11 protein-coding genes, 1 tRNA gene and 1 pseudogene are annotated in these 12,884 nt (G+C 61.4%); 8 read left to right on the top strand and 5 right to left on the bottom strand.

All coding sequences use genetic code 11. The annotated features are described in order from the left end of the window. Positions 1-141 precede the first annotated feature (141 nt). The 3 genes and pseudogenes from AC1TPF_RS16325 to AC1TPF_RS16315 form a co-directional block, all read right to left on the bottom strand. Positions 142-417, bottom strand: a pseudogene (locus tag AC1TPF_RS16325) (transposase); the annotation flags it as partial. Positions 418-585: 168 nt separating this feature from the next. Next, positions 586-1,908, bottom strand: a complete 1,323-nt coding sequence (locus tag AC1TPF_RS16320; RefSeq protein ID WP_482144747.1) for a cutinase family protein — start codon at positions 1,906-1,908, stop codon at positions 586-588. A gap of 976 nt (positions 1,909-2,884) precedes the next feature. Next, on the bottom strand, positions 2,885-5,002 hold the full coding sequence (locus AC1TPF_RS16315) for a bifunctional copper resistance protein CopD/cytochrome c oxidase assembly protein (protein WP_482144746.1): 2,118 nt from the start codon (positions 5,000-5,002) through the stop codon (positions 2,885-2,887). Positions 5,003-5,090: 88 nt separating this feature from the next. Between AC1TPF_RS16315 and AC1TPF_RS16310 the strand changes: the two genes are divergently transcribed. Next, positions 5,091-5,164, top strand: a tRNA-Arg gene (locus AC1TPF_RS16310). A 44-nt stretch (positions 5,165-5,208) separates the two neighbouring features. Here the strand turns inward: AC1TPF_RS16310 and AC1TPF_RS16305 are convergent. Then, positions 5,209-5,478: a hypothetical protein gene (locus AC1TPF_RS16305; RefSeq protein ID WP_482138886.1), complete on the bottom strand. Its 270-nt coding sequence runs from the start codon at positions 5,476-5,478 to the stop codon at positions 5,209-5,211. 69 nt (positions 5,479-5,547) lie between these two features. On the opposite strand from AC1TPF_RS16305, the gene AC1TPF_RS16300 reads away from it, so the two are divergent. Next, positions 5,548-6,012, top strand: coding sequence for a DUF6188 family protein (locus AC1TPF_RS16300; RefSeq protein WP_482138884.1), 465 nt, complete (start codon positions 5,548-5,550; stop codon positions 6,010-6,012). 18 nt (positions 6,013-6,030) lie between these two features. Here AC1TPF_RS16300 and AC1TPF_RS16295 read toward each other — a convergent pair whose 3' ends face one another. Further along, positions 6,031-6,723, bottom strand: coding sequence for a lysophospholipid acyltransferase family protein (locus AC1TPF_RS16295; RefSeq protein ID WP_482144745.1), 693 nt, complete (start codon positions 6,721-6,723; stop codon positions 6,031-6,033). A gap of 37 nt (positions 6,724-6,760) precedes the next feature. Here AC1TPF_RS16295 and AC1TPF_RS16290 point away from each other — a divergent pair, with 37 nt between their 5' ends. From AC1TPF_RS16290 to cmrA, 6 genes are all read left to right on the top strand, one after another. After that, a complete protein-coding gene (locus AC1TPF_RS16290; protein WP_482144744.1) occupies positions 6,761-7,330 on the top strand; it encodes a TetR/AcrR family transcriptional regulator in 570 nt (189 codons plus the stop codon). Between the two features lie 109 nt (positions 7,331-7,439). Continuing rightward, positions 7,440-8,720 carry an HNH endonuclease gene (locus AC1TPF_RS16285; protein WP_482144743.1) on the top strand — a complete coding sequence of 427 codons (1,281 nt, stop codon included), beginning with the start codon at positions 7,440-7,442 and terminating at the stop codon, positions 8,718-8,720. Positions 8,721-8,808: 88 nt separating this feature from the next. Beyond that, entirely contained in the window at positions 8,809-9,354 is a 546-nt protein-coding gene (locus AC1TPF_RS16280; RefSeq protein WP_482138879.1) for a PadR family transcriptional regulator, read from the top strand. Between the two features lie 50 nt (positions 9,355-9,404). Next, a complete protein-coding gene (locus tag AC1TPF_RS16275) occupies positions 9,405-11,450 on the top strand; it encodes an FAD-dependent oxidoreductase (RefSeq protein WP_482144742.1) in 2,046 nt (681 codons plus the stop codon). 20 nt (positions 11,451-11,470) lie between these two features. Next, positions 11,471-11,977: a nitroreductase/quinone reductase family protein gene (locus AC1TPF_RS16270; RefSeq protein WP_482144741.1), complete on the top strand. Its 507-nt coding sequence runs from the start codon at positions 11,471-11,473 to the stop codon at positions 11,975-11,977. Positions 11,978-12,019: 42 nt separating this feature from the next. Continuing rightward, positions 12,020-12,823 carry a mycolate reductase gene (gene cmrA / locus AC1TPF_RS16265; RefSeq protein ID WP_482144740.1) on the top strand — a complete coding sequence of 268 codons (804 nt, stop codon included), beginning with the start codon at positions 12,020-12,022 and terminating at the stop codon, positions 12,821-12,823. The last annotated feature ends 61 nt before the right edge of the window (positions 12,824-12,884 follow it).

Below are 12,884 nucleotides of genomic sequence, written 5' to 3'. Positions count from 1 at the left end.
GCGAGCGTCTCGAACCAGGCGAGGATGCCTGGAACGAACGTTCCGGATCAGGGCTTGGTGTCCGCCGCAGTCAAACATGTACCGGCGGGGCGCCAACCTCTTGAGCAGAGCATTTCCGGAAGTTCACTTTGAAATCATGCTCTTCGACAGGTACACAACGGCCTGGCGCATCACCTCGACTTCCTGCTCGAGCTCTTTGATCCTCTTGCGTGCTTCCCGCAACCCAGCAGCGCCGTCGTCGACGGATTCTGATGTCGGTCCGTTGATACGGTCCTCGCGGTCGGCGATCTTGATCCACCGCTTCAAACACGTTTCAGAAATCCCGAAATCCCTCGCGACCTGACGCACTGAAGCCTCACCATTGCGAGCGACTGAGATCACCTCGCGGCGAAACTCATTCGGATATGGCTTGGGCATGACAACCGTCCCTTCAACGCGAGATGGATCTCACGCGTGAAACAAACCGGAAGAAGTTCCCATCGTCCGGTGCGGTTCGTTGTCGGTCACGATCCCAACGACGATCCGAGCTCTGTCGATGAACAGGAACATGTGTTTTCGTTGCATTCAGTCGGAAATCATTGGCGCTCATGACAATCCCTGAATATTCGGCAAGACATCACCTATCGCCGGTGGCACCTGATCAGCGACCGCAGTCGACAGAGCGTCACCGACGGCGGTCACGACACCACCGACCACAGACGACGCGGCATCATTCACTGCAGATACGGCATCACCCACCGCAGACCCGATATCATCGACGACCGCAATGGCGTCTTCGGCTACAGGTGGGACAGCATCAGACACCACATCCGGCACATCGACCACCGGCGGTGAGATATCAGCCACCGCAGGCACAGCAACACCGCCTGTAGATGGCGCAGTATCCGACCCCGGGGGCGAGACATCGGCCACCGAAACATCTGGCACAGCAGACGGCACATCGGTAGCCACCGCAGGCACCACATCCGGCACAGCAGACGGCACATCTGCAGCCGCCGCGGGCAGAGCATTGATGACTGCAGCCACAATGTCATTCCAGCCGGCCACCGCCCAGTCAGGTACCGGAGGCGGAATATAGTTGGTCACCTCAGTCGGTAATGCTGCGTCCAGCACAGGAGGGAGAAAGTCGCCAATCCGAGTCGGTATATAGGGTCCATCCAAGGGCCGAATAGGCGCATGAGGCACCAACTGCCGCGTCAAAGAATCAAGGTCACGTAGATTTGGAACATCCCAGGGCACAGGATAAGACGGAAGTACCGGGTCGGCACATGGCGCTGGATAGGCGTGCTGCGCCTGGCAATACGTACCGATCGCACGTTCGACAAATGTCAATGGATCCTTCAACGGATTCACCGCCGAACAATAGAGGTCGCGCAGGTTGCAAATCTCGACAATTGCCGGACCTCCCGGCGGCGCTACCCGCCAACCGGTAAAAGTGAAGCCAGGGATGAAAGTGGGCAGGATACCCAAGATTCCAGCGCCCTCCGGCCCGGGCAGACGTTTCGGATTGCCCTCGGTGATACAGGTCGTGTTCCTGCCATCCAATCGGTCGCACACATCCGAGACAACAATGGCTCCGAGCGAGTATCCGATTATGGTCACACCCGAACCCGGACATCTGGCTCGGAACGAGTTGACGGCATTCGTCAAGTTTTCGGTACCGATCCGAATGGATTCATCAGCCGATACATTGCCGGCTACCGGCGAAATACTCGCTGGATAGATGATATTGGTACGGGGTCCGGCTGGAACATTCGGCACGTTCACGCTGTTCGGGTCCCCGGTCCCACCGACCACGAAGTTTTGCGAGGCCGGACACACCTGGGCATTTGCCGCAGGCACCTGGATGACATGAAAAACGAGAAACGTTAACAGAGCTCCGATTACAGCAGGAATTAGTCGCCTCATCGAGGTTCACCTACGATTCGTACAGAGTTTGAATGTTGATGCGTGGTCCGGTGAATATCACCGGCACGCTTACGCACTCGCGGCCAGTTGCAGAAGCCCGAGTATTCAAATGGGAGATTCCCCGCAGTCGCCAGGACTTATCCAAGCCTGACACAGTGATCCTACTCAGCTGTGCACAAAGTCCCGATGCCAGCCGCCGAGACCCGCCTTCCTATGACAGGTGTTGCGCGACTTCAAGACTGGACAGGGACTTGACTGTGAGGATCACACCACTTGAATACTAGACCCTCGCCTGGTCCACGGCTAGGTCCTCGCCTACCCACACCAATCCACGGCTTCATGTCCGACGATCGGCGAATTAGGGCTGCGGCAAGCGCAGTGTGCAGATGTGGCGAGATCGCTTCACCATGCAACATCCACTACTGCTTGACCATTGGAGCCCTCGACCTGACTGCACCTGAGACCGACAGCAGACCCCGAACCTTGGCTGCCGCTCGTTTGCCGACGGCGCCCACGTCATCAAATGGTGGTCACATGCGCCTAGGCCTATCGAAAGACACTGGCCGCGTTGACCAAATGCAGGGCCTTCACGTGGTAGCCAGATGCACATACCCGCGTATTCATTGATCAACTCAATACTATTGCTGCAGAGCCGAATTCATGGGCAACAGGCACCTTGTTCCAGAAGAGCGAGGCCCGAGGCACGCGTCATGCACAAGCAGATATTGAGTCCGGCGTACCTACGCATAGGTTCGTAGTGGGCAAATCAACCTTTCGCGACAATCCCAAAGAAGGTGGAATGGACGGGGCCGATGGCCTTTTGGCATTTTCTCGAAAGGCCTTTGTAATCACGAAATATACTGCACCACATACGAATTATGTGCGATTTGCCCTTTGCCTCATCTCGGCATGAGAACGAGACTCTCTGATAGTGGACCGACCGGAGTGCTGAGGAGAGTCGAGCTCTAGGCCGCACCTAGTTGGGGGTTACCCGCGGGCTGCCCGGAGTGGGTTCGCTCGAATCTTGGTCCCCGGACTCATCAGATACCGGCTTCTCCCCAACCGTGCCCGTTGCGACAACCGACTCGGGTCCGTCTGCCCCGGCCATCTGTTTCAACATCGCGTTGTAGCCGGCCAACTCGGCGTCTTCGTCACGATCTGCTCGCCGGTCGAACTGGCGGGCCTGTCGTAGGTCCTGGCGACTCCATTGCACCAACAGGGCCAGCATGACCAACACGAGCGGAATCTCTCCGGCCGCCCAGGCGATGCCGCCGCCCAACCGTTGATCGCTCATCAGATCGGGGTTCCACGGCAGCATCAGGCTCTGGTAATAGCTGCGGGCGATCACGTTGTCGGTGCTCATCAGCGCCACACCGAAGAAGGCGTGGAAAGGCAACGAGCCGAACACCATTGCGAGCTTGGCAACCGGCGACAACGTTCGTGGTGCCGGGTCGATCCCGATGACCACCCAGTAGAAGAGGTATCCACTGACGATGAAGTGGAAGTTCATCGCGACGTGCGCGGCGTGATAGTCGACAAGCTTCTCGAACAGTCCACCCAGGTACAGGACGTAGTAACTGCCGACAAAGAGCACCGACGCCACCAGCGGATGCGTGATGAACCGCGAGTACGGACTGTGCAGGATGGCCAAGATCCACTCCCGCGGTCCCGGCGGCGCGCTCTTTCCGGCCGGCCGCAGAGCCCGCAACGCCAACGTCATCGGGCCACCGAGGACCAGTAGAACCGGCGTCAGCATCGAGAGCGTCATGTGCGCGATCATGTGCAGGCTGAACATCGCAGGCGCATATTTGCCGAGCCCGGATGAGGTGGCGAACAACAGTGCAGCGCAGCCCAGGATCCAGGCGATCGTCCGACCGATCGGCCACGCATCACCGCGACGGCGCAAGCGGATCACGCCGCGGAGATAGACGACGGCCATGACAATCGCCAGGGTTCCGAACAGCAGGTCGAACCGCCAGTCGAGGAAGATCCGCGCGAATGTGGGTTCGTGATCGATTCGGTAGCCAAGAAGCAGTTCGGCAGCGGGCATGTTCGACGGGTTGGCGTTGACCGGAGGAGGCGTCCGCGACAGTCCCACGGCGATACCGAATGTTGCCGCGAACACGAGCAACTCGACTACGGCAAACCGGATCAGCGGACGCCGGTTGTCGTCCTTCTCCATCGCCGGGATGCTGGCCTTCCGGTGCCACGCACCCAATCCACCCAGGACGACCAGCGCCACGATCTTGGCCAGGACCAATTGCCCGTAAGTCTCGGTGAACAGCTGATCGACCTTCACCCGGATCAGCGCATTGATGACGCCACTGGCCCCGACAACGATGAACGTCCAGAACGCGACACGAGAGTATCGAGTGATCGCGAGCAGCGTGTAGCGCCCGGCGCCGCGGGCGTAGATCAGGACCGCGAAGAGTCCTCCCATCCACAGACAGGCGCCGACCAGGTGCAGGATCAGACTGTTCGTGGCGACGTCGTGGCTACCGCCGGTCGACGAATGCCCCGCCAGAGCGGTCGGCATCAACGTCAGGATCGCCAGGGGCAACACGATCAGGGTCCACGTCCATCGCAGGGCGATGCGCGCGACGATCGCACAGATCACCGCAAAGATGGCGGTCCACAACCAGGACCGCGCGTCCGCGACCTGATCAAATGCAGAGATGATCCGATCGGGACTCAATGTCTCCGACAGCGGATACCCCGACGTGTCCGAGATGGTCAGCGGGATCATCAGCAGAGCCGCCACCGCCCAGATCAGGGCGCCGACCGACGCGAACTTGATCGCCCGATACCCGCCAACGTCGAGGACGCCGTCAGATTGTGGCGGCACGAAGAATGCCGCGAACAATGCGCCGCCGACTGCGATCACTGCGCCGATCTCACCGATGGTCTGAACGGTGGGCAGCCCGTACCGCGTCAGTGTCCCCGGATCTCCGACACCGGCGAGATCAAGTGCGTCGCCGGCGGAGATTGCGGTGACCGCCACCGCAACGGCGGCTGCCACCCAGGCCAACACCCAGCCAATGCTTGCCGCAGCACTGCGACGGATATCAATCGAATCGGGGCTGGGTGTACTCACCCCTCCAGGGTAGGCACCGGCCGACTGTGACTCGCGTCCGCCTGTGTTCGACCGTGCCGATATACTCACCTGCGCCGGCCATCGGCACGCCTCCGTAGCTCAGGTGGATAGAGCAAGAGCCTTCTAATCTCTAGGTCGCAGGTTCGAGTCCTGCCGGGGGCACCTGGTTTTTGCTTGCACGGACACCTGCCCAACCGGGCAGGTGTTCAGTCCTCAGGAAGCGCCGCGAAGGCCTTCTTTGTGCTTCGGTACCAACCCAATCCAGCGACGGGTCGCTTCCACCTGCCCTGCATTTCCTTCAGCGCACCTTCGTGGGTTGCATCGCCTTTCTCCACCATTTCTTTCAAATGGCGGTCTTGGGCGTGGATCACGTCGTCCGCCTTGTCGCCACGGAGTTCAATCTCGCATGGCCCACCCAGTTGCTTACATGTCATCGTTTTCATGGCTTCAAGACCTCCCAGGTCTGGCGTGGACATTGCTTGGTTGATGTCCTACCGGCGACGTTATCTGCGGTTTCGCCACCCGCGCTTCTCGATTCCTGATCGATGCGGTTGGGTCACCGACCGGCGGATGTTACCGTCGAATGTGACGTCCGACACACGGAGGCTTCGATGCAACTGTGGATTCAAGGTCACACAGTGGAACGACTCACGTTCGACGACACTCTGACGTTCTTCTTCAACGACCACTGCGAGTTGGTGTTGTGGACGCCGTTCTGGTTGACGTCTCCCCCGATCGGCGGCCTCGGTGTCGAACACCACGGCATCAACCCGGCGAAGGTCATCGACGAGCAGCGACCACTCTTCACAATGCTGGGCAATCGGGCCGACGTCGTGGAATGCAACGACGACGGCGACCTGCACATCGGATTCGGGGATGGCAGCGCCATCGACCTGCCGAGCCACCCGGAGCAGCCGTCCTGGGAACTCTTCGCCAAACGGTACGGATACGCCACGTGTGAAAAGACCGGTCAGATCCGCATCATCGAACACAATCACGCAACCACCTGAGCCGGGATTCCGCGCCGGTCAAGCGACGTCTCGGCGCGGTGGGGTTTCGACCCACGATTTCGCATACTCGTCGACGTACTCCTGCCCACTGTGTTGAGCAAGGATCCGCATCAACGCATCAGTCGCACCGCGATAGTCGCCGGTCGCCGCATACGGCGAGAGATCGAACGGGGGCAGTATCTCGACGACCACCCGGCCACGGCGCCACCACATCACACCCGCCACCGGCCGAGTCCCGGTGATCGCCACCGGGACAACTGATATCCCGTTGGCAATAGCCACTCTCGCGACTCCCGTCCGACCGCGATACAAGCGCCCATCTGGCGATCGGGTTCCCTCCGGATGTATCCCCCACACCTTCCCGCCGCGCACGATAGATGTTGCCGCCGACATGGCCGATGACGCCGCGTGCCCACCTGTCCGGTCCACCGGGATCTGCCCCAGCGCGGTGAAAAACCAGCTCTGGAGGCGTCCCACCATCCCGGTACGGGTGAAGTAGTCCGACTTGGCAAGGAAGAAGACCTGCCTGCGGGCAGCCAGTGTGAGGTAGAAGGAGTCGATCACGGCCAAGTGATTGGCGGCGACGATCGCCGGACCTGTCGACGGAACATTGTGGCGACCAACAATTTTCGGCCGCCCGAGTACATACAGCACCGGACCGACCAGAACATGGCGACAAACCCGATAGGCGACCTCACCCGTAAGCGACATAGACAGTGTCTACCCCAGTGCAGTAGACACTGTCTATATGAGCGAAGAGTCCACCCACGACCTACTGGTGCGAGCCGGGATCGAGCTACTGGAAGAATCAGGCACCGCGGACATCAGCCTCCGGGCGATTGCCCGGCGAGCAGGCGTTTCTCATGGCGCACCCCGTCGATGGTTCCCAACGCACCGCATGCTCCTCGCCTCCATAGCCGAGGTCGGTCTGAACGATCTCGCCGCTGCACTCCAGTCCGCAGCCCTCCAACCCTCAGAAACTCCGACGAACGCGATCAATCAAGTTGCAAAGTCGTACATTTCGTTCGCCACGCTTCGACCGGCGATGTTCACCCTCATATTTCGCCACGACCTCTTGGAGGGGTCGGGCAGACAATTGCGCAACACCTCCCGCCCGATGTTCGATCAACTTGTCACGCTGATTCGCCAATCAGCAGCCACCGCGGAACCCGAGATCGCCGCCGCGACATTGTGGGCAGGCATCCACGGCATCGCGGTCCTGTCAGCGTCAGGATCACTCGAACTGACAACCTCCGGCATCCCGGTCGATGAGCTCATCCGCCGTGTCGTCTCGGGCGCGACCAGCACAGCGCACTAACAATGTCAGAGCTCATCGCTATGCTCGAACATAGATTCGATCACGTTGTTCGGGGGGCCACATGCTTGAAACAAACGACATTGCGGGCGTTCGAGATGCCTTGCAACATATGGAGTTTGATCGTCCTGCTGCCGATTCGGTAGATCAGATCACGGCACTCGAAGACCTAAAGGCTGCCTGCGCCGCAGCGCAGGCGAGGGCGACCATGAACCTCTACCGCAAGCGCCGCGAGGAACATCGAGAACAGGGGCTACCTGCGAAGAAGGTCGGTGCAGGCATCGCGTCGGAGATCGGGCTTGCCCGACGAGTGTCGCCACATCGAGGGGGCCGATACCTGGGTTTCGCGCGAGCGGTGGTCGATGAGATGCCTCATACGATGGCCGCACTCGAAGCGGGTCACCTATCCGAGTGGCGTGCCACCATCCTGGTTCGCGAAACGGCGTACCTCGAGGTTGCGGACCGGGTCGGCATCGATGCCGAGCTATGCGCCGACCCGGACGGACTGCACGGGGTCGGCGACAAGGCACTCACCGCTCGCGCCAAAGCACTTGCTTATCAACGAGATCCACATGCAGTGGTTGCACGTGCCGCCAAAGCGACTAAAGACCGCCGGGTCACCTCGCGTCCGGCACCCGATTGCATGGCAACGGTGAGCGCACTCCTACCGGTCGCCCAGGGCGTCGGGGTGATCGCTGCCCTACGTCGGGCAGCCGATCTGCACCGCGGTGACGGCGATGGCCGCTCCCGGGATCAGATCATGGCTGATGTGTTGTTCGAGCGGGTCACCGGCAGCGCCGCCGCCGACGGCCCACCGATCACTGTCAACTTGGTCGTATCGGATGCCGCATTGTTGGCTGACGCCGACGACGCCGCCCATGTCGACGGGTACGGCCCAATCCCGGCCGGCATTGCTCGACAATTGGTTGCCGCGGCCGCCGACCGCGACACAACGCTCACGATCAGGCGGTTGTTCACGAAACCGGCCACCGGCGCGCTGGTGGCCATGGAATCGGTCGCCCGGGTATTTCCCAAGGCACTGGCACTACTGATCCGCCTACGCGATCAAATCTGCCGTACTCCCTACTGCGATGCACCGGTGCGGCATATCGACCATGTCGCTCCGCACAGCAAGGAGGGACCCACGAGCGGCGAGAACGGACAGGGGTTGTGCGAGGACTGCAATTACGCAAAACAGGCACCTGGATGGCATTCAGCGACACAGGAATCAAACACGCAGCGCCACTCGGTAGCCGTTTCAACGCCCACCGGCCATTGCCACATCTCGGTCGCCCCTGCGCTTCCGCGACCTGCCGCACCGCGTTCAACAGGGCACCGCAGCGAAAGCCACAGCCAGATCGAGGCGAACCTTCTCGAACTCGTGGCGGCATGAACTGAATCAACACGCAGGTCAACCATATGAAATTCCGGGTATATGAACACCATTGCATAGTGCCGCGTTGCATGGGTATTGTGCAGAGGTGGCACTCGAACACGCGATCATGACCTCGCTTGCCGAGCGACCGGGCACCGGCTACGAAATCGGCCAACAGTTCAGCCGGTCGATCGGCCACTTCTGGTCTGCCACACACCAGCAGATCTATCGGACGCTCAAGAAGCTCCATTCCGATGAATTGGTCAGCTTCGAGTCAGTTGCGCAGGACGGCAGGCCAGACAAAAAGGTCTACACGCTCTCCGCGAAAGGCCGAGCCGCACTGAGCGATTGGGTCGGGGCACCCACCGAGCCCCAACAACTCCGCGACGAATTGGGCGTGAAGATCAGGGCCGCCGAAGCCGCGGATCTGCCGCAGCTGATCAGTGAATTGCGGCGCCAACGATCCCTGCACGAAGAACGCCTCCGCCTCTACCAAGAGTTCGAAAAGAACGACTTTCCCGATCCGAGCGCACTGAACTTGCGCAAACTCAAACAACACCTCGTGCTGCGTGGTGGCGTGCGCATCGAAGCCGGCTTCATCGACTGGTGCGACGAAGTGATCGCCGCACTCGAAGGTGTCCTCGACTCGTAGTCCCACAGCCGACAACACGGCCAGCCCCCGTGACGAAGGAAGGTCTTGCAATGACAACTCCATACCCGAAGCTGTTCGAGCCGTTGACGATCAACAAAACCGTCCTGAAGAACCGAATCATCATGGGATCGATGCACACCGGTCTCGAAGATCGCATCTGGGACACCGACAAGCTGGCGGCCTACTACGCCGAACGCGCGCGCGGCGGCGCCGGCCTGATCATCACCGGCGGCATCGCGCCGACCCGCGCCGGACTTCTCCTGCCCTTCGGCAGCAAACTCACCAACAAGGTCGACGTCATCCGGCACCGGCGTCTGACCAACGCCGTGCACAAAGAGGGCGGCAAGATCGCGATGCAGATCCTGTACGCCGGTCGCTACGGATACACCCCCCTGAAGTTCAGTGTCGGCTGGGAGAAGTCGCCGGTTCACCCCTTCCGGCCGATCAAGATGAACGATGCGCTCATCAAGCACGCCATCTGGTCGTACGGTCGCTGCGCAAAACTCGCCAGGGACGCGGGATACGACGGCATCGAGATCATGGGCGGCGAGGGCTACCTGCTCAACACATTCCTCTGCAAGCGCACCAACAACCGCACCGACAAGTGGGGCGGCAGTACGGAGAACCGACAGCGGATCGTCGTCGAGATCGCGAAGGAGATCCGCAAAAAGACCGGCCCCGATTTCATGGTGATCATGCGCCAGTCGATCGCCGACCTGGTCAAAGACGGCCAGACGTGGGACGAGATCGCCCTGCTGGCACGCAAACTCGAGGCCGCAGGCGTCGACGCCATCAACACCGACATCGGCTGGCATGAGGCGCAGGTACCCACCATCGTCACGTCGGTTCCGCGTGGCGCGTTTGTCGGCTACACCGAGCGCTTGCGCGAAGAGGTGTCGATCCCACTGATCGCATCGAACCGGATCAACACACCTGAACTCGGCGAAGAGATCCTCGAAGGCGGACGGGTCGACGCCATCTCGATGGCCCGACCACTGCTCGCCGACCCGGAGTTCGCCAACAAGGCACAGGCGGGCCGCGGCGACGAGATCAACACCTGCATCGCATGCAACCAGGCTTGCCTCGACCACGCGTTCGTCGGCAAAAAAGTGTCATGCCTGCTCAATCCACGCGCCGGGCGCGAGACCGAATTGATCCTCGGCGCCACCCGCAAGGCCAAACGTGTGGCAGTGGTCGGCGCCGGCCCCGCCGGACTCTCGGCAGCCGTCGCCGCCGCCCAGCGCGGCCACAACGTCCACCTTTTCGAGGCAGGCGAACACATCGGCGGCCAGTTCTCGATCGCGGCCAGGATCCCGGGCAAAGAAGAGTTCGCCGAGACCATCCGCTACTACAAACGGCAACTCGAAGTCACCGGCGTGCAGGTACACCTGGGTACCTGGATCAGCGCCGACGAACTCATCGAGCAAAAGTTCGACGACGTCATCGTCGCCACCGGTGTCACACCTCGGATGCCGAACATCCCGGGCATCGACCACCCGAAGGTGCTGTCGTACGCCGATGCCGTCCTCGGTCGCGGTGCGATCGGCAAGACCGTTGCGGTGATCGGCGCGGGCGGAATCGGATTCGACGTCAGCGAGTTCCTCACCGTCGACGACTCCCCCACACTGAACATCAAGGAGTGGGAGCAGGAATGGGGCATCACCGACGACCTCACCGTTCCCGGGTTTGTCGGAAAGCCACGGCCAACTCCGGCCACCCGCAAGGTCTACCTCGTCCAGCGCAAGCCCGGAGGCCAAGGCAAGACCCTCGGCAAGACGTCCGGTTGGGTGCACCGCGCCACCATCAAAATGAAGGGCGTGGAACAGATTTCGGGCGCCACCTACGACAAGATCGATGACGCCGGACTGCACCTGAGCTTCGCGCCGAAAGAAGAAGGTGGAGATCGCACCACCCGCATCCTCGACGTCGACACCGTCGTGGTCTGCGCCGGACAAGAATCGGTGCGCGAGCTGATCGACCCGTTGACCGTCGGGGGTGTGAACACCCACGTGATCGGTGGCGCCGATGTGGCCGCCGAACTCGACGCCAAGCGGGCAATCCGCCAAGGTACCGAGGTCGCCGCGAGTATCGTCTGACCCCAGCGAGAGGGGTCGCGATGGCCACACCATTTCCGGATAGACGTTGGGGTTCCGAAGATTCCCGACTGAAATCGTTGGCGCTGGCCTTCGCGGCAACCTCCGCGGGATCGTTGATAATCCGAAAGCTCACGCCGATCGACCGACGGTTGATGAGCCGGACCAACGGCAAATACACAACACTCGGTCCGATCGGCGCTCCGACCATGTTGCTCACCACCATCGGCGCGAAGAGCGGCGAACGGCGAACGTCCCCTCTCATTTTCTACCGGGAGGATCCGGAATTGTTTGTCGTCGGCTCCAACTTCGGGCAAGCCCACCACCCCGCATGGACCGCCAACCTGCTGGCGAACCCGAATGCGTGGGTCAACATCGATGGAAGCGAAATCGAGGTCACCGCCACACCTCTCGAGGGTGCCGACAAACACCGGATCTTCCACGAGTTCGAGACCATGGCCAAGGTGTATCGGGTCTACAACGGTCGGACCTCCCGCGAACTGCGGCTCTTTCGTCTGACCGCCGTATAACACTTGACCACCGGATGGCCGGACACCGTTACGCTTTGCGCCATGGGTATTCCGCAGCCGTCGTTGTCCGCGCGCGCCGTCGTCACCGGGGCCTCGTCCGGTATCGGTGCCGCACTTGCCACCGAGTTGGCGCGCCGTGGACACGGACTGATCCTCGTCGCCCGTCGCGAAGAGATCCTGAAGTCCACCGCACTCGACCTCGGCGCCAAGTTCGGTGTCGAGGTCGAAGTACGCGCCACAGACCTGTCCGACCCGGTCGCCACCACCGCACTTTGCGACGAATTGGCCGGGCGTGAGATCTCGATCCTGTGCAACAACGCGGGAATCGCAACATTCGGCGCACTCGCCGACCTGGATCCCGACTACGAACGAGCTCAGGTCCAGCTGAATGCGGTGGCCGTCCACGACCTCACGTTGGCGGTCTTGCCGCAGATGGTCGGCCGGGGCTCAGGCGGCATCCTCATGGTCGGTTCGGCCGCGGGCAACATGCCCATCCCCCACAACGCCACGTACGCCGCAACAAAGGCATTCGTCAACACCTTGTCCGAGTCCTTGCGCGGCGAGGTCGCCGACCAAGGCGTACACGTGACGTTGCTGGCACCGGGACCCGTTCGCACCCAGACCCCTTCGCCGGAGGAAGCCAGCACCGTCGACCGGGTGGTTCCGGACTTCCTCTGGAACTCGAGCGAGTACGTGGCGAAGCTGAGCCTGGATGCGCTGGAACGCAACAAGATGCGCGTGGTACCGGGCTTGTTGTCGAAGGCGATGTCGGTTGCGGGCGGCTACAGCCCACGTAAGTTCACCGCCCCTGTCGTCGGCGCCTTCTATCGCAAGTTCGGCGACTGACCGCCGGACCATCCGTCCACTCGGCCCACTGGCCTCGGGCAACGAGTATCGCTGAACTAGG

Source organism: Williamsia sp. Y853, assembly GCF_056786495.1.
This window is presented reverse-complemented; position numbering and strand designations above follow the sequence as displayed.